General features: G+C 61.3%; 17 protein-coding genes. 10 read left to right on the top strand and 7 right to left on the bottom strand.

Annotated features, from left to right (window positions below):
• Positions 1-10: 10 nt before the first annotated feature.
• The 3 genes from ATY75_RS04155 to ATY75_RS04145 all read right to left on the bottom strand — a co-directional run bounded on the left by ATY75_RS04155 (position 11) and on the right by ATY75_RS04145 (position 3312).
• Positions 11-1066 carry a TraB/GumN family protein gene (locus ATY75_RS04155; RefSeq protein ID WP_088936562.1) on the bottom strand — a complete coding sequence of 352 codons (1056 nt, stop codon included), beginning with the start codon at positions 1064-1066 and terminating at the stop codon, positions 11-13.
• A 98-nt stretch (positions 1067-1164) separates the two neighbouring features.
• Entirely contained in the window at positions 1165-2241 is a 1077-nt protein-coding gene (locus tag ATY75_RS04150; RefSeq protein WP_088936561.1) for a TraB/GumN family protein, read from the bottom strand.
• Positions 2242-2376: 135 nt separating this feature from the next.
• Positions 2377-3312: a tyrosine recombinase XerC gene (locus ATY75_RS04145; RefSeq protein WP_088936650.1), complete on the bottom strand. Its 936-nt coding sequence runs from the start codon at positions 3310-3312 to the stop codon at positions 2377-2379.
• A gap of 139 nt (positions 3313-3451) precedes the next feature.
• On the opposite strand from ATY75_RS04145, the gene ATY75_RS04140 reads away from it, so the two are divergent.
• Both ATY75_RS04140 and ATY75_RS04135 read left to right on the top strand, forming a co-directional pair.
• Positions 3452-4402: a GNAT family N-acetyltransferase gene (locus tag ATY75_RS04140; protein ID WP_088936560.1), complete on the top strand. Its 951-nt coding sequence runs from the start codon at positions 3452-3454 to the stop codon at positions 4400-4402.
• A 13-nt stretch (positions 4403-4415) separates the two neighbouring features.
• Positions 4416-4898 carry a GNAT family N-acetyltransferase gene (locus ATY75_RS04135; RefSeq protein ID WP_088936559.1) on the top strand — a complete coding sequence of 161 codons (483 nt, stop codon included), beginning with the start codon at positions 4416-4418 and terminating at the stop codon, positions 4896-4898.
• Between the two features lie 3 nt (positions 4899-4901).
• Here ATY75_RS04135 and ATY75_RS04130 read toward each other — a convergent pair whose 3' ends face one another.
• On the bottom strand, positions 4902-5834 hold the full coding sequence (locus tag ATY75_RS04130) for a dihydrodipicolinate synthase family protein (protein ID WP_088936558.1): 933 nt from the start codon (positions 5832-5834) through the stop codon (positions 4902-4904).
• A 213-nt stretch (positions 5835-6047) separates the two neighbouring features.
• Here ATY75_RS04130 and ATY75_RS04125 point away from each other — a divergent pair, with 213 nt between their 5' ends.
• From ATY75_RS04125 to ATY75_RS04090, 8 genes are all read left to right on the top strand, one after another.
• Positions 6048-8264 carry a primosomal protein N' gene (locus ATY75_RS04125; protein ID WP_088936557.1) on the top strand — a complete coding sequence of 739 codons (2217 nt, stop codon included), beginning with the start codon at positions 6048-6050 and terminating at the stop codon, positions 8262-8264.
• Positions 8265-8343: 79 nt separating this feature from the next.
• On the top strand, positions 8344-8727 hold the full coding sequence (locus ATY75_RS04120) for a DUF4345 family protein (RefSeq protein ID WP_088936556.1): 384 nt from the start codon (positions 8344-8346) through the stop codon (positions 8725-8727).
• Positions 8728-8988: 261 nt separating this feature from the next.
• Positions 8989-9555: a F0F1 ATP synthase subunit delta gene (locus ATY75_RS04115; RefSeq protein WP_171899837.1), complete on the top strand. Its 567-nt coding sequence runs from the start codon at positions 8989-8991 to the stop codon at positions 9553-9555.
• Entirely contained in the window at positions 9555-11084 is a 1530-nt protein-coding gene (gene atpA, locus ATY75_RS04110; RefSeq protein WP_064840959.1) for a F0F1 ATP synthase subunit alpha, read from the top strand. Before ATY75_RS04115 ends, atpA begins: the two co-directional genes overlap by 1 nt.
• A gap of 28 nt (positions 11085-11112) precedes the next feature.
• Positions 11113-11997 carry a F0F1 ATP synthase subunit gamma gene (locus ATY75_RS04105; protein WP_064840958.1) on the top strand — a complete coding sequence of 295 codons (885 nt, stop codon included), beginning with the start codon at positions 11113-11115 and terminating at the stop codon, positions 11995-11997.
• Between the two features lie 23 nt (positions 11998-12020).
• Positions 12021-13457: a F0F1 ATP synthase subunit beta gene (gene atpD / locus ATY75_RS04100; protein WP_064840957.1), complete on the top strand. Its 1437-nt coding sequence runs from the start codon at positions 12021-12023 to the stop codon at positions 13455-13457.
• On the top strand, positions 13457-13696 hold the full coding sequence (locus tag ATY75_RS04095; RefSeq protein ID WP_003567196.1) for a hypothetical protein: 240 nt from the start codon (positions 13457-13459) through the stop codon (positions 13694-13696). Before atpD ends, ATY75_RS04095 begins: the two co-directional genes overlap by 1 nt.
• Entirely contained in the window at positions 13696-14103 is a 408-nt protein-coding gene (locus ATY75_RS04090; protein WP_064840955.1) for a F0F1 ATP synthase subunit epsilon, read from the top strand. Before ATY75_RS04095 ends, ATY75_RS04090 begins: the two co-directional genes overlap by 1 nt.
• Positions 14104-14252: 149 nt before the next feature.
• On the opposite strand, the gene ATY75_RS04085 is transcribed toward ATY75_RS04090, so the two are convergent.
• From ATY75_RS04085 to ATY75_RS04075, 3 genes are all read right to left on the bottom strand, one after another.
• Entirely contained in the window at positions 14253-14990 is a 738-nt protein-coding gene (locus ATY75_RS04085) for a sugar transferase (protein WP_088936555.1), read from the bottom strand.
• A gap of 168 nt (positions 14991-15158) precedes the next feature.
• On the bottom strand, positions 15159-16379 hold the full coding sequence (locus ATY75_RS04080; protein WP_088936554.1) for an acyltransferase: 1221 nt from the start codon (positions 16377-16379) through the stop codon (positions 15159-15161).
• Positions 16380-16445: 66 nt separating this feature from the next.
• Entirely contained in the window at positions 16446-17456 is a 1011-nt protein-coding gene (locus tag ATY75_RS04075) for an ABC transporter substrate-binding protein (protein ID WP_088936553.1), read from the bottom strand.
• Positions 17457-17458: the final 2 nt, after the last annotated feature.

The raw sequence follows: 17458 nt of genomic DNA, 5'->3' as shown, positions 1-17458 counted from the left end.
GCCTGCCGGTTCAGTTCACGGCGGTGACTGTAAACCCCTGCCGGCGCAGCAGTTCAACCAAACCGTCGCTACCGGGCAGATGCGCCGCTCCGACGGCAACCATGGTGCGCCCTTTGTCGAGATAGGGCTTTGCCCGTTCCGCCATGACCTTGTTTCGATCCGTTATCACACGGTTCTCGAATGCTTTTGCAGCAGCCTGATCTGTCGAAACGAACTCCATCAGCGAGAAGATCATTCCGACTTTGCCTTGATCATATAAATCGATCATCGTCTCGGATATGTCATCCATGCCATTGGGAAGTGCCAGAAGCTCCCGCAGATTTTGAAGCATGAAATTGTCCGGGACATCCGAGATGGCTTCAAATTGCTCGGCCGGCGTTTCCAAGCCGACCAGACGGATGCCATCATTGAGTGCGTCGAGAGCAAGAGACTGGTCCAGTACTTTAAAGCCCTTTGCGCTGCGCTTGACGTCGCAACCTCCTGCCTGCAGCCCCATGTAGATGAACCATGGCCGCATCTTCGCCATCAGGTTCATACTGATTCCCTTTTTCTTCAAACCGGCAGCGACGTCGCTGGTAGCATCGGGGGGCAGGATATGATCGAGCGTTTTGTCACCCTGAAGCGTCGTCAGTTCGGGATGCTTCAAGATTTCCATCGCAAGTTTTTCCGGCTTTGCGACCTCCGCTAACTCGACGGTTAGAGTGTCGATAGTCTCATAGGCATCGTAAAATCCTTCCGGCATATCCAAAACACGGGGATCGCTCACATGCATCGTGCCGAGCAACCAGGAAGGCTCAAGACCTGATTTTTCGATTTTCCAGAAGATCGCATTGCCGTTCGGTATCGTCTCAGCCCTCTCAACTGCTTTTCTGAAACGAACGGGATCTTCCTTCTCCAACTGGGTGAAAAGGTTCTGACCCGAGCAGGCCAGTTCGTCATCCGCCAAGGCATGCGAAAAGGAAAATATCGTCAGCACCGCCGCCATGATGAGCAGTGCGCCGTTCCCGAACGTGGAAAAACTTATTGAGTCTGCTCTTGAGGTGAAAACAATATTGTGGCTGAGCATCGAAAACGCTTCTTAGGAGAAAAGGTTGTAGATACCGCCAAATGACGTATGCAAACTGAGGTTGTCAATCTCGACGAAACTAACTATCGGGCTCGGGCCTAGTTCACCGCAGTCACGGTAAAGCCCTGCTGGCGCAGCAGCTCGATGACGCCGGCCTTGCCGGGCAGGTGCAGGGCGCCGACCGCCATGAAGACATTGCCGCCATCGAGAATGGGGGCGGCGCGCTCGGCCATCACCTTGTTGCGGTCGAGGATGACGCGCTGTTCGAAGGCGGCGTAGTCGCTGTCTTCGCCCTGCTTCTCCGGCGTCACGGTCTTCAGCATCGGCATGGTCATGCCGATATCGCCGGAGAGATAGAGGTCGGTCATCGTCTCGACGACATCGCTCATCTTGTCGCCGAGCTCCAGCGTCTCGATCAGCGACTTCAGATGGAATTCGATCGGCAGGTCGGCCATGGCCTGGATCTGCTCGGCAAGGGTTTCCAGCCCCTGGACCTGTTTGCCCTGAGCGACGGCATCGGTGGCGATCTTTTGATCGAGGAATTGCACGCCTTTGGCCTTGCGGGCGATTTCGCAGGCCGGCAGGGCGACGGCGCTCGAAATCATCCAGGGCCGCATGCGGGAGACGGCACCGAGCGGAATACCGCGCTGCTTCAGGCCGGTTTCGAGGCGTTTGTAATCCTCGGGGGAGAGCAGCTTGTCGATCGTCGTGCCGTCGGTGAACATCGTCAGCTCCGGCCTTGCGAGCAGGGCGGCGGTCGCCTTGCGCTCATCGAGGATCTCGTCGGATTCGATGATGATCGTATTGGCGGCGTCGTGGGCGGCCTGGGCGCGCGGCGGCAGGGCCAGCACGCGCGGATCGGTGACATGCATGCTGCCAAGCAGCCATGAAGGCTGAAGTCCTGCTTTTTCGATCTTCCAGAAAATGCCCTTGCCGTTCGGCGTTGCATCGGCTTCCCTGACCGCCTCGGCGTAGCGGGCGGGATCATTCTGCTGCAGCTCGACCATCAGGTTGCGGCCGGTGCAGGCAGCCGTGTCTTCAGCTGCCGCCGGCCGTGCAGCCAGGAAAGCAACGAAGAGGGCGGCCAAAAGCAGCATATGAAAGGCCGCAATCAGCCAGAGCAGCAGATTGCCGGGTGCTGCGAGAAAAATCCGGCGGCCGATTGATGTCGTCATGATGTTGTTCCGGTCACATGCCTTTGGTTTCATGCTCTACGCCCGGCTTGCGCATATTCCTTTAAGAGAATGCGTTAACGAAAGCTTAGAGTCTTTCTTGCTCCGGCAGAATGTTCAATCTGAGCGGAAAAGGTTCTAAGCGCGCGGGTGCGCCCGATCATACACCTCGAGCAGCCGCGACGCATCGACGCCGGTATAGACCTGCGTCGTGGACAGGCTGGCATGGCCGAGCAGTTCCTGAATGGTGCGTAGATCGCCGCCGCCGGCAAGCAGGTGGGTGGCGAAGGAGTGGCGCAGCGCATGCGGTGTCGCCGTCTCCGGCAGGCCGAAAGCACTGCGCAGTTTCTGCATGGCGCGCTGGATGATTGCCGGCTGCAATTTGCCGCCGCGGGCGCCGCGAAACAGCGGTTCGCTGGGCTCGAGATGATAGGGGCAGAGCATGCGATATTTCTCGACCGCGTCGAACACCACGGACAAAAGCGGCACCAGCCGCGTCTTGTTGCCCTTGCCGGTGATGCGCAGCGCGGTGGCGCCCTGCTGCAGCTCGGAGGGAATGAGATCCAGCGCTTCGGAGATGCGCAGGCCGCAGCCGTAGAGCAGCGTCATGACGGCCGCATCGCGGGCGGCGATCCAGGGTTCGTCGTGGAGCTGGGCTTCGTTGCCGACGACGGTGATCGCCTGCGTGTCCGACAGCGGCTTGGGCAGCGATTTCGGCTGTTTCGGCGAGCGGATCGCGGCAGCGCCCGCGGCATTGACCAGACCCTTTTTTTCCAAGTGGCGCAGCAGCGAACGAAGGCCGGCGAGATTGCGGCCGAGCGAACGGGCGCCGGAGCCCTGCTTGCGCCGGGCAGCCAGGAAGGCGCGGAAGTCGGCAGGGCGCAGCTCTCTGATATCGCCGAGCGTCGCCGGGCCGGCGAGATGGCCGGTCAGGAAGGTCAGGAACTGGCGGGTGTCGCGCTCATAGGCATCCAGCGTATGCTCGGAAAGACGGCGCTCGCGGGCGAGATTTTCGAGCCACGCGGCCCGTTCCGCCATCAGGCGCGGATCGGCGATAACAAGCAGTTCGTTCACGTCGCTGGCCTTGAATTTGCCTTCAAGTCCGCCAATTTGAAACAAGAACGGTTATGGAATTGCTAATGCCGGCCAAGCCTTTGTCATCCTTAGATCATATTCCACTGCGATAGCTTATAGCCCACAGACAGGATCTTTCATGGCACGGCGCGACTCCATGACGGCTTTCGGACAGCTCGCGGAAGCGATCGCTCTCGTTTCACAGGGAAAGCCGGGTCATATCGTCGATACGCTGATTGCCGAACGCGGCCAGAGGATCGTGAAAAATCCGCTCTGGCCGGTCATGCGGCCGTTCCTCTACACGCTGCTGCGCTACAACAAGGCGATCGAATTCGCCAATGCCGTCGCCAAGATGCCGGGTTTCCAGTCGTTCGAATATCTGAGCGAGGTGCTGAAACTCGATATCGGCATCACCAATGGCGAACGCATTCCCGAGACCGGCGGCTTCATCCTCGTCAGCAACCACCCGACAGGCATCGCCGATGGGGTCGCCGTGTTCGATCTGTTGAAGACGCGCCGGCCAGATATGATGTTCTTCGCCAATCGCGATGCGATCCGGGTCAATCCGCGGTTTGCCGAGATGATCATTCCCGTCGAATGGCGGGAGGAGCATAAGAGCAAGCTCAAGGCGCGCGAAACGCTGCAATTGACCAACCACGCGGTCAGGGAGGGCAAGGCAACCGTGCTCTTTCCGTCAGGCCGCATCGCCTACTGGGCGAACGGCCGGTTGAACGAACGTCCATGGAAGACCTCGGCGGTCGGGCTGGCGCGCAAATACAATCTGCCGATCCTTCCCGTCCATATGACGGCACGCAATTCCGGCCTGTTCTACTGGCTGGCGAAATGGTCGACGGAACTTCGCGACATGACGGTCTTCCACGAATTGCTGAACAAACGCGGCGACCGCTTCGATTTCGTGATCGGCAATCTCATTCCGGCCGAACATCTGGACGGCGACCTCAACGAGGTGACCAAGGCGCTGGAGAACCATACGGTGCACGATATGGCGGCGGATGGCGATGCGAGTTTCGTGCCGGTCAGCCTGCCGGCCGCAGCAACGCCTCGCGAGCTTCCCGTTCCCGCGGTCTAAATTAGGTTTTGCCATGACGGTCGATATCCGCACGATCCGCGATCGATTGCCGCGGGAGGTCGCAGACCTCGAAAGCGAGGCCCGACAAGAGGGCCATCTCCATATCTCCCGCCTTATCGACGAATGGTCGGCCGGCACCGTCAGGTTCGACCATCACGGTGAAAGACTGCTCGGCGCCTATGTCGGGGAGGCGCTCACCGGCATCGGAGGCCTAACCATCGAATCCGCTCTATCCGGAGCGTTGCGGATGCGGCGTTTCTACGTAAGTCCCGAAATGCGCGGGCACGGCATCGGCCGGCTGCTGGCCCTCAATCTGCTCAATCATGCGCGGGATTTCTGCAGCGTGATCACCGTTCATCCGGGCAATCCCGGCGCGGCCAAATTCTGGGAGGCTTTCGGGTTTCAGCCTTGCGGACCGGACGGCGATACATATTGTCTCGAAATCGCCCGCATTTCCGCCGGTCGGGATATTTCCGGCGCGTCCTTCACGTTTTAAGCATCACGCCTCGATCTCCTCGAGGCGGGCGGCCTGGCGCGCCAGCAGTCGTTCGACATCGGCAATGTCGAGCGCCGAGAGCTTGGCGCCCGGCTTGCGCAGATTGGCGGATTTGATCACGCCGCGCTTCGCCAGAACATATTTGCGGCAGGCAAGCCCGATGCCCTGCTGCTGTTCATAGCGGGCGAGCGGCAGATAGGCGTCGAAGATTTCATGGGCGCGATCGGGGTTGCCGGCCGCATAGGCCGCGACGACGCCGACCATCATCTCAGGATAACAAAAGCCGGTCATCGCGCCATCGGCGCCGCGGCCCATCTCTTCGGGCAGGAACAGTCCGCCATTGCCGCAAAGGATGGAGATGCGCCGCATGGCGCCCTTGTCGCTGGCGGCACGGAGCGCCGATATCTTGGCAAGGCCCGGCCAGTCCTCGTGCTTGAGCATGACGCAATTTTGCACCTCGTTGACGATGCGTTCGATCACCTTGGGCGCGATCGTCACATTGGTGGTGAGCGGATAATCCTGCAGCACGAAGGGCGTATCGCCGAGGGTTTCGCCGACCGACTGATAGAAGGCGAAAGCCTGGTCATCGGTCTTGACGGTCCAGGGCGGCGCGACCATGACGCCGGCCGCACCTTCGCCCATGACCGCTTCGGCAAGTTCGCGCATCGGCGCAAGCCCCGGCGCCGAGACGCCGACGACGACGGGCAGGCGCCCGTCGAGGCGCCTCAGCACACGCTCGACCACGGTCCGCGATTCCTCGGCGGTCAGCTTCGGGGCCTCGCCGAGCTGGCCGAGCACCGTCAGGCCGCTGACGCCGGCGCCTTCGTAGAAATCGACCATGCTGTCGATGCTGTCGAGATCGAGCGCGCCGTCATCGGTGAACGGGGTTACGGCGATCACATAGACACCCTTGGCGTCTTCGGTCAGTCTGGCCATTTGTTCGCTCCAATTCAGCGGCCGAAGAACAGCGCTTCGGCATTTCCAATTGAATCTTTCCGGCAATCTATGCGGCCAATCGTTCGTCCGGCAACCCTTTCTTAAGGGTATAGGCAATCCTGGCGAAGCCGTCGCAATCCGCACTCCTCGTAAGATGCACCGCCTTGTCTTTGCGGTTCCAATTGCATCGATTTGCGGGCATGGTCTCGCCCGATGAGCACAGATTCGTCCGATCTCTTTGGCGCGCTTTTCGAGGCACCGCCCGCGAACCGAACGGTTCCCGTGCTGGTGCCGATGCCGGCGCCCAAACCCTATTCCTATTCGGTGCCCGAGGGCATGGCGGTCGAGCCCGGCTCGGTCGTGCAGGTGCCGCTCGGGCCGCGGCAGGTGATCGGCGTCGTCTGGGACGGCGGCGAGGATGGCGTCGACCCGAAGAAACTGCGGCCGATCAGCCATGTCTTCGACTGCCCGCCGCTTTCGCGGGAGATGCGCGATTTCATCGATTGGGTCGCGACCTATACGCTTTCGCCGCCCGGCCTCGTCGCCCGCATGGCGCTGAGAGCGCCGAACGCCTTCGAGCCGGAGCCGATGGTGGAGGGGCTGAAATTCGTCGGCGGCGAACCGGAGCGGATGACGCCGGCGCGCGCCCGCGTGCTTGACACCGCCTCCGACGGTTTGTCCTGGACGCGCAGCGGCCTCGCGCATGCGGCGGGGGTCTCGACCAGCGTCGTCGACGGACTGATCACGCTCGGCATCTTCGAAACGATCTTTCTGCCGCCGCCGCCGGTCGTGGCGATGCCGGATCCCGAATTTGCCGCCGCCCGCCTCGAAGGGCCGCAGAAAGAGGCGGCCGCGGAGATCGTTTCCGATGTCCGCAAGGGCGAATTTTCGGTGTCGCTGATCGACGGAGTGACCGGATCGGGCAAGACCGAGGTTTATTTCGAGGCGATCGCCGAGACGTTGAAACGCGGCAAGCAGGTGCTGATCCTGCTGCCGGAGATCGCGCTAACGGCAAGTTTCATGGAGCGTTTCCAGGATCGCTTCGGGGCAAAACCGGCCGAATGGCATTCCGATCTGGCGCCGCGCATGCGCGAAAAGGTCTGGCGCCAGGCGGTGACCGGCGAGGTCCGCGTCGTGGCCGGCGCCCGCTCGGCGCTCTTCCTGCCCTTCGAGGATCTCGGCCTGATCATCGTCGACGAGGAGCACGATCCGGCCTACAAGCAGGAGGATCGCGTTTTCTACAATGCCCGCGACATGGCCGTGGTGCGCGGCCGCATCGGCGATTTTCCCGTCGTCCTGGTGTCGGCGACGCCGTCGGTCGAAAGCCAGGTCAACGGGCGGAGCGGGCGCTACACCACCGTCCACCTGCCGACGCGTTTCGGCGACGCGGCGCTGCCGGACCTGCATCTCATCGATATGCGCCGGCACGCGCCGGAGCGCGGCGGCTTCCTGTCGCCGGTGCTGATCCGGGCGATCGGCAAGACGGTGGAGAAGCGCGAACAGGCGCTGCTCTTTCTCAACCGGCGCGGTTATGCGCCGCTGACCCTCTGCCGGGTCTGCGGCCACCGTTTCCAATGCCCGCAATGTTCGAGCTGGCTGGTCGAGCATCGTTTCCGCAAGCAGCTGCAATGCCATCAATGCGGCCATGCCGAGCGCACGCCGGAGGCCTGCCCGGAATGCGGCACGCTCGATCATCTCGTCGCCTGCGGGCCGGGCGTCGAGCGCATTGCCGAGGAGGTGGAGCGGCATTTCCCGCAGGCGCGCACCATCGTTCTCTCCTCGGATATCATGGGCGGGGTGAAGCGGCTGCGGCTGGAATTGGAGGCGATCGCCAAGGGCGAGGCCGATATCGTCATCGGCACTCAGCTCGTCGCCAAGGGGCATAATTTTCCGCTGATGACTTTGGTCGGTATCGTCGATGCCGATCTCGGCCTTGCCAATGGCGATCCGCGGGCGGCCGAGCGCACCTTCCAGCTTCTGTCGCAGGTGACCGGCCGGGCCGGGCGCACCGGCCTCAAAAGCCATGGGCTGCTGCAGACCTATCAGCCGCAGCATCCTGTCATGCAGGCGATTGTCTCAGGCGATTCCGACGCCTTTTACGAGCGCGAGATCAGCGAACGCGAACGCGCCATATTGCCGCCCTTCGGTAGGCTCGCTTCGATCATCGTCTCGGCCGAAACCCGCCATGATGCCGAAAACCATGCGCGCGGCATGCGCAACGCCGCACCGCAGGTCTCCGGCATCTCGGTGCTCGGCCCGGCCGAAGCGCCGCTGGCGCTGGTGCGCGGCCGCCACCGCTTCCGCCTTTTGGTGCACGGCCGGCGCAACTCCGACATGCAGGGTTTCTTGCGGGCGATGTTGTCGCAATCGCCGAAGGAGCGCGGATCGGTGCAGGTGCAGCTCGACATCGATCCGCAGAGTTTTCTCTAAAACTCCACGCCGCCATTTCCTCCCTTTCCGCCCCATGTCATAAAACACTGATTCTTCCGGGTGATTTTGGGGCTGATGCATGGATTTCTATTTTCCGACCGAACTCGGCGAGCAGCTGGCGTTCTGCTCCGCCGCCTTCACGGCGCTCGCCGGCTTCATCATGATGTTTGCACCCGGCCATACTTTCCGTCTTCTCGGCCTGCAGGCGCAGGAGGGGCGGCCGGAAGGACATGGCGAGGGACGCTCGATGGGCGGTTTCTATCTCGGCTTCGGCCTGTCGGCGATCATGCTCGCCCAGACCACGATCTACACGGCGTTCGGCGCCGCCTTTACGATGGCGGCCTTTGCCCGTGTTATTTCGATCCTGTCCGATAAGGGGAGTAATCTCGTCAACTATTTACTCCTGGTTGTGCAGATTGTTTTGGCGGCGTTGCCGCTGCTCTATGTGTTCGGCTTTATCTAGACTGAAATTTCGTCGCCGGCAGACGGCGTCTCCGGCCTGCTTTCAGGCCGTTGCGCAATTTTGCGAACAGAAATTCATGTGAAAGGCGTATTCGGGCATTACGCGTGTTGCGAGTCCGAACATCCTATGTTAGACGGACCCCGAATTTCGGAAGAAGCAAGAGGCTTCTCTTGTGATTTCTGGGGGAAATCAAAACGAATTCAAGATCATAGGTTCGGCGCCCGCCGAGAGCCGGGTTTTGGGTTGAAATCAGGGAAATTTGTGCCAGTGGCAGACACGTCCCAGCTTACATCTGGTGTTGCCGAGCGCTATGCCTCGTCGCTTTTCGATCTGGCGCTCGAGCAGGGCGCCATCGACAGCGTAACCGCCGATCTTGACCGTTTCCAGGTGATGCTGGACGAGAGCGCCGATCTGAAGCGCTTCGTCGCAAGCCCGGTTTTCTCTGCCGAGGACCAGCTGAAGGCGATCGTCGCTATCAGCGAGAAGGCCGGAATCAGCGGCTTCTTCGCCAATTTCCTGAAGGTCGTGGCGCGCAATCGCCGCCTGTTTGCCCTGCCGGGCATGATCAAGGCCTTCCGCATCATCGCCGCGAACCATCGCGGTGAAATCTCCGCCGAGGTCACCTCGGCGCATGCGCTTTCGCAAGCGCAGGAAACCGAATTGAAGGTGGCACTCAAGAGCGTTACCGGCAAAGACGTGACGATTGCTGTCACGGTTGATCCGTCAATTCTTGGTGGTCTGATCGTAAAGGTCGGGTCCCGCCAGATTGATACGTCTCTTCGTACCAAACTCTCCACTCTTAAGCTCGCATTGAAAGAGGTTGGCTGATGGATATCCGCGCCGCGGAAATTTCCGCAATTCTCAAAGACCAGATCAAAAATTTCGGCAAAGAGGCAGAAGTCTCGGAAGTCGGCCAGGTTCTCTCCGTCGGTGACGGTATCGCCCGCGTCTATGGTCTGGACAATGTCCAGGCCGGCGAAATGGTCGAGTTCCCCGGCGGCATCCGCGGCATGGCTTTGAACCTTGAATCTGACAATGTCGGCGTCGTTATTTTCGGCTCCGACCGCGACATCAAGGAAGGCGACACCGTCAAGCGGACCGGCGCCATCGTCGACGTTCCCGTTGGTCCCGAACTGCTCGGCCGCGTCGTCGACGCACTCGGCAATCCGATCGACGGCAAGGGCCCGATCAACGCGACGCGCCGTTCGCGCGTCGACGTCAAGGCTCCCGGCATCATTCCCCGCAAGTCGGTTCATGAGCCGATGTCGACCGGCCTCAAGGCTATCGATGCGCTGATCCCGGTCGGCCGCGGCCAGCGCGAGCTCGTCATCGGCGACCGCCAGACCGGCAAGACCGCAATCCTGCTCGATGCCTTCCTCAACCAGAAGGCCATTCACGACAACGGTCCGGAAGGCGAGAAGCTTTACTGCGTCTACGTCGCCGTCGGCCAGAAGCGTTCGACCGTTGCCCAGTTCGTCAAGGTGCTCGAAGAACGCGGCGCACTGAAGTACTCGATCATCGTTGCCGCCACCGCTTCCGATCCGGCGCCGATGCAGTTCCTGGCTCCGTTTGCCGGCTGCGCCATGGGCGAATATTTCCGCGATAACGGCATGCATGCGCTGATCGGTTACGACGACCTGTCGAAGCAGGCGGTATCCTACCGCCAGATGTCGCTGCTGCTGCGCCGCCCGCCGGGCCGCGAAGCCTATCCGGGCGACGTTTTCTACCTGCACTCGCGCCTGCTCGAGCGCGCTGCGAAGATGAACGACGACAAGGGCGCCGGTTCGCTGACCGCTCTGCCCGTCATCGAAACGCAGGGCAACGACGTGTCGGCCTTCATTCCGACCAACGTGATCTCGATCACCGACGGCCAGATCTTCCTTGAAACCGACCTGTTCTACCAGGGTATCCGCCCGGCCGTGAACGTCGGCCTGTCGGTCTCGCGCGTCGGTTCCGCCGCGCAGATCAAGGCGATGAAGCAGGTTGCCGGCTCGATCAAGGGCGAACTCGCCCAGTATCGCGAAATGGCCGCCTTCGCCCAGTTCGGTTCGGACCTCGACGCTGCGACGCAGCGCCTCTTGAACCGCGGCGCACGCCTGACCGAACTCCTGAAGCAGCCGCAGTTCTCGCCGCTGAAGACGGAAGAGCAGGTCGCGGTGATTTTCGCCGGCGTCAATGGCTACCTCGACAAGCTGCCGGTGGCTTCGGTCGGCAAGTTCGAGCAGGGCTTCCTCTCCTATCTGCGTTCGGAAGGCTCCGCCATTCTCGACGCGATCCGCACGGAAAAGGCAATCAGCGACGATACCAGGGGCAAGCTCACTGCTGCTCTCGATAGCTTCGCAAAGTCTTTCTCGTAATCAGGCCCTAAGTTAGGACGGATCACGGATGCCTTCACTTAAGGATCTGAAAAACCGGATCGCCTCCGTCAAGGCGACGCAGAAGATCACCAAGGCGATGAAAATGGTCGCCGCGGCGAAGCTTCGGCGTGCGCAGGAGGCGGCCGAGGCCGCCCGGCCTTATTCGCAGCGCATGGGTGCGGTTCTGGCGAATATCGCCAAGGCCGTCACCGATGCGGACGGCGCACCGACGCTGATGACCGGCACCGGCAAGGACCAGGTTCATTTGCTGGTGGTCTGCACGGCCGAGCGCGGCCTTTGCGGCGGCTTCAACTCGCAGATCGCACGCTTTGCGCGTGATCATGTGCGCAAGCTGGTTGCCGAGGGCAAGACGGTGAAGATCTTCACCGTCGGCAAGAAGGGTTACGACATTCTTCGCCGCGAATTCGCTTCGCTGATCATCGAGCGCAAGGAATTGCGCGACGTCAAGCGGGTCGGCTTCGAGAATGCCGATCAGATCGGCAAGCGCATCATCGAGATGTATGACGCCGGCGAGTTCGACGTCTGCACGCTGTTCTATTCCGAATTCAAGTCGGTGATCAGCCAGATCCCGACGGCGCAGCAGCTCATCCCGGCTTCGACCGGCGCGGTGCAGGCCGAAGATGCGGCGCATGCGGGCGCGGTCTATGAATATGAGCCGGATCCGGCGTCGATCCTCGAAGATCTGATCCCGCGCAACATTTCCGTCCAGATCTTCCGCGCGCTTCTAGAGAACGTCGCCGGCGAGATGGGCGCGAAGATGAGCGCCATGGACAATGCGACGCGTAATGCCGGTGAGATGATCAACAAACTGACGCTGAGCTACAACCGCCAGCGTCAGGCGCAGATCACCAAGGAACTCATTGAAATCATTTCGGGCGCGGAAGCGCTCTGAAGCTAGGAAAAGAGGGTCAGAAAATGGCTGAGGCAGCTACCCCCAAGACCGGCTCTGTCGGCAGAGTCACCCAGGTTATCGGCGCCGTCGTCGACGTTGCTTTCGAAGGCGAACTGCCGAAGATCCTGAACGCGCTGGAAACCACCAACAACGGCAACCGCCTGGTTCTCGAAGTTGCACAGCACCTTGGCGAAAACGAAGTCCGCACCATCGCGATGGACTCGAGCGAAGGTCTGGTCCGCGGCCAGGAAGTCAGCGATACCGGCGCTCCGATCATGGTTCCGGTCGGCAACGAAACGCTCGGCCGCATCATGAACGTCATCGGCGAGCCGGTCGACGAAGCCGGTCCGCTGGTCACCGCCCACAAGCGCGCCATCCACCAGGATGCGCCTGCCTATGTCGAGCAGTCGACGGAATCGCAGATTCTCGTCACCGGCATCAAGGTCGTCGACCTTCTGGCGCCTTATGCACGCGGCGGCAAGATCGGCCTGTTCGGCGGCGCCGGCGTCGGCAAGACCGTTCTGATCATGGAACTGATCAACAACGTCGCCAAGGCGCATGGTGGTTATTCGGTTTTCGCAGGCGTCGGTGAACGTACCCGCGAAGGCAACGACCTTTATCATGAAATGATCGAATCGAACGTCAACAAGCATGGCGGCGGCGAAGGCTCCAAGGCTGCGCTGGTTTACGGCCAGATGAACGAACCGCCGGGCGCCCGTGCCCGCGTTGCTCTGACCGGCCTGACGGTCGCCGAACATTTCCGCGATCAGGGCCAGGACGTTCTGTTCTTTGTCGACAACATCTTCCGCTTCACGCAGGCAGGTTCGGAAGTGTCGGCGCTGCTCGGCCGTATTCCTTCGGCCGTCGGCTATCAGCCGACGCTCGCAACCGACATGGGCCAGATGCAGGAACGCATCACCACGACGACGACCGGCTCGATCACCTCGGTCCAGGCCATTTACGTTCCGGCCGACGACTTGACCGACCCGGCACCGGCAACCTCGTTCGCGCATCTTGATGCGACGACGGTTCTGTCGCGCTCGATCGCCGAAAAGGGCATCTACCCGGCCGTCGACCCGCTCGACTCGACCTCGCGCATGCTCGACCCGATGGTCGTCGGCGAAGAGCATTACGAAGTCGCCCGTAAGGTCCAGTCGACGCTGCAGCGCTACAAGGCCCTCCAGGACATCATCGCCATCCTGGGCATGGACGAACTGTCGGAAGAGGACAAGATCGCCGTTGCCCGCGCCCGCAAGATCGAGCGTTTCCTGTCGCAGCCGTTCTTCGTCGCCGAAGTCTTCACCGGCTCGCCAGGCAAGCTGGTTGCTCTCGAAGACACGATCAAGGGCTTCAAGGGCCTCGTCAACGGCGAATACGATCACCTGCCGGAAGCCGCCTTCTACATGGTCGGCTCGATGGAGGAAGCGGTCGAAAAGGCCAAGAAGCTCGCAGCTGCTTGATGAGCGACGCGCTAGACGAGATATTCTGCTGCGATTCCCTGAAGGGGGTCGTGGCGGATCTTCCCGAGCCAGCCGCGCCGACCATCTATCGCGCCGATAACGGCGTGCTGATGATGGTTGTGGGGCTGGTTCAGAGCGAGGAAGGCCTCGGTTATCTCGACCAAGCGATAATGCACTGCCCGTTCTGCGGGACCCAATTGCAAGATGCGAAAGCCATAGCCGAGAAGGTAAGTCACTGATGGCTGACAATTTCAACTTTGAGCTCGTTTCGCCGGAGCGTCTGCTGCTGTCGGAGATGGTGACCGAGGTCGTCATCCCCGCGACTGAGGGCGAAATGACCGTCATGGCGCACCACGCGCCAACGATGACGACGGTCAAGCCGGGTGTCGTGAGCGTGCGTTCGGCGTCCGGCAAGAAGCAGGATTACGTTGTATTCGGCGGTTTTGCCGATATTCTGCCGACCGGCTGCACATTGCTTGCCGAATCCGCCGTGCCGGTCGAGGAACTTCACAAGGACGAGCTGACCCGTCGCATCGAGGCCGCCCGCGCGGAACTCGAGAATACCGAGCTGCATGAGCACAAGTCGAAGCTCGAGCATTTCATCATGGAACTGACGCATCTGAGCGGCATCGTCCAGCAGGATTGATCGTAATCACTTTTGCAACAATGAAAGGCGGCTCAACAGCCGCCTTTTTGTATTTTGCTGATCTCTGGGGGCGGGCGGGCAGTGCCCGTTTGGTGGCTTCAAACCAGGAATCGGCCGCTATAGCCGCTTTGCCGACAGGCCGGATAGCCTCAGAAGCCGGTACCGCCGCGCAGCTCGATGATAAGCGTCTTGAATAGAATCTTCAGGTCGAGCAGCAAGCTGAAATTCCGGACGTAATAGATATCGCTGGCGATACGGGCGCGGGCCTGCAGCGGTCGCGCCGTCGGGCCGCGCCAGCCGCGTGTCTGCGCAAGGCCGGTGATGCCGGGGCGCATGATGTGGCGCTGGTGGTAGTCCGGCACCAGTTCCTCGTAGAGCCGACCGGCTGCGCGCATGTTGATCGCATGGCAGCGTGGACCGACCAGCGACATCTCGCCGAGAAGGACGTTGAAAAGCTGCGGCAGCTCGTCGATGTTGGTCCTTCGGAGCACCGCGCCGATGCCGGTCATCCGGCTGTCGCCCTTGACGGTCTGCCGAATGCCGCTCGGATCACAATCTTCGGCGCGCATCGAGCGGAATTTGAACACCACGATCTTGCGGCCGTTCAGTCCCCAGCGGATCTGGCGGAAAAATACCGGGCCGCCATCGTCGAGTTTGATGAAGAGAGCGATCGCCAGAAAAAACGGCGCCAGCACGATGAGGGCGCTGACGGAGGCTGTGATGTCGAATAGCCGCTTCACGCCCAGGCGCATGGCCATCTTTCTTTCAACCGGCGAAAAGCTGCTCGGCTGGCGAATATTGGAGTTCGCGACAACCAGGGTCTTGGTTTTGTCCTGACGCTGAGACGGATCGAAGCGTGAATTCGTCTTCGAAGTAAAAGCATTCATTACGCAAGGTCCACAAGTTTAGATGCGATACTGAACTACAGGGAGACAGATACATGGTCATGTATCGTTTGTCATCGGTATAAATAAGAATCCGGTAACCCTAAAGACGCCAAAAATGGGAGTATTTAGCGGTTAACCTTAATGCCTCTAGTTGAGATGATGAGAAATTTATACTTTGAAAGGAGTAGCCCGATTGGATGGGCGGGGTGTTAGGCGGTTGCCGATGTCGATCGCTGGTCGTTCCAGCAGATGATAGCTGAGGCTGGCGACGAGGAGGACAAGCGCCGCCGCCAAACCGCAGGACTGCAGCCAGCCGGTGACGACATTTTCGGTGGACGCGCCGAACGAACCGGGGTCGAGCCTCTGGATCGATATCAGGATGATCTCCTGCCAGATATAGATGCCGAAGGAGATCTTGGCGATGGAGCGGACGGGAGCGTTGTCGAGCAGCCTGCCGAGGTGTTGCGAATGGCAGAGCGAAACGAGCGCCGTTGCGATCGCCAGCGGAAAGATCGGAAAGCCATAGGGGATGTCGAGCCAGCCGTAGGCTTCAGGGGTGCCGCCGGGCGATATGACGAGGCGGTAGCCGGCAACGGCGAGGGCCAGCAGCGCTGCGGCGTCGAACCAGAAGGAGGGCCGTCTTGCGATCATCACCTCGACGCCGGCGGCAAACGCACCGAGGGCGAAGACTGTGAAGAAGCTGATCGGATTATACCGCGGCATCCACTCCTTCGCCCCGCCCTGGAGGCCGTATTGCCAGCCGCGCCCGATGTCGTCGAGCGGAAAGAGGATGAGGATCAGCAGATGGGCAAGGAGGACGCCTGCGATCACGCAAAGCCAGGCGACGCGGGCAAGCAGCGGACGCTGCTTGAGGAGTGGCAAACGAAACAGCAGGAGAAAGCAGACCGGCAGCAGCACATAGCTGGTGGCCTCGAAGGGAATCGACCAGAGCGGGCCGTCGGCTTCGACGGGAAAGAAGGTGCGCCAATGCCACTGGCTCATGAACAGCAGCCCCGAGACGTAGCGGAGCGTCAGCTCCGGCGTCAGCGGCAGGGCAAGCAGCGTCAGGCTGAGGGCGAAGCTGACGCTTGCGGCCACCCAGAAGCCCGGCGCGATGCGCGCCGCCCTGCGGATCGCGTAGTGGCGCAGGCTCGGCATGTTGCGGCCGTCGTCGAGCGCGCGCCAGAAGGGATGAGCGAGAAGGAAGCCGCTGAGCACGAAGAAGATGGCAACGCCGAAATTGCCGAAACGGAGGATCTGCGCAGCCGTTCCCAATTCGTCGGGAATTCTGCGCATATCCAGCCGGAGCGCGAGATGGTGGGCGAACACCAGCAGACAAGCCGTCGCGCGCAGAAAGTCCGCTCCGGCCAGTCTCTCTTGTTGTCGCATCCTGTCCCTCGCCCTACACGATGACTTTGCCGCGGAACGCCGCGGCGGGCAAGGCGAGGGCTGGGCTCAGGCCAAGAGATCGTTGGTATAATAGGTGGAAAAGTCCGGCTTCTCCTTGAGTGCGGCGCCGTTCGCATCGACCAGAATGCCGTTCTCGAGCAGGAAGCCGCCGATGGCATCGGCCTTTGCCGGGTCGAGCGTGCCGATCACGCCGGCCTCGGACTTCAGGAAGTGCCCTTCGATCAGGGCCTTCTGCGAGGCTTTTACCAGTTCGGTGTTCATCAGTGCGCCGTTGCTCCCGGATATCAGCAGCGCGCAGGCTTCGTCGGGATGATCGACGGAGTAGGCATAACCTTTTTGCGTTGCCTGAATGAAAGCGCGGGCATTGTCCCGATTGGCCGAGAGATAGGTGTCGCTGGAGACGATGACCGTCGTCTGCTCGTCGGGAATGCCGTAGTCGGAATAGTGGAAGCGGGCGATTTTCCGGTTTTCCAATTCGGCGGCAACGCCTTCCCAGGTATAGATTTCCAGGGTGAAATCGATCGAGCCATTGTCCAGCGCCTCGTAGGCGGAGGTGCCGAGCGTGACGGTCTTGACCTCGCCTTTGCCGCCATCGTTGCGGATCATTGCGGAGACCAGCGCGCTTTCCCAGGTGCCGCCGAAGCCGCCATAGGTCTTGCCGTCGAGATCCCTGGGGCTCTTGATGTCGTCGCGTCCGCCCTTGAAAATCAGCCGCGCTGTTTCGGTCTGGACGACGCCGTAGACCATCTTCACGTCGCCGCCGGCGGCGCGCTGGGTGATGGCCTCGATCTCGCTGCTGATGCCGAAATCGGCGACACCGTTCGATACCAGCGTTCCGGCGCTGGTGTCGGTGAAGGGAAGAATTTCGACATCGAGGCCGGCGGCGGCATAAAAGCCCTTCGCCTTGGCGACATAGATGCCGATATGGTTGGTGTTCGGCGTCCAGTCGAGCGCGATGCGGGCCTTTGCGGGCGCCGACTGGGCGAAGGCCGGGCGGCCGGCAAGGCTTGCCGCGATGGCGGCGAAGATCGTCTGGCGACGGGTGAGAAGCAGCATGG

Origin of the sequence: Rhizobium sp. N122, from assembly GCF_002211295.1 — a bacterium.
GTDB lineage: Bacteria > Pseudomonadota > Alphaproteobacteria > Rhizobiales > Rhizobiaceae > Rhizobium.
This window is presented reverse-complemented; position numbering and strand designations above follow the sequence as displayed.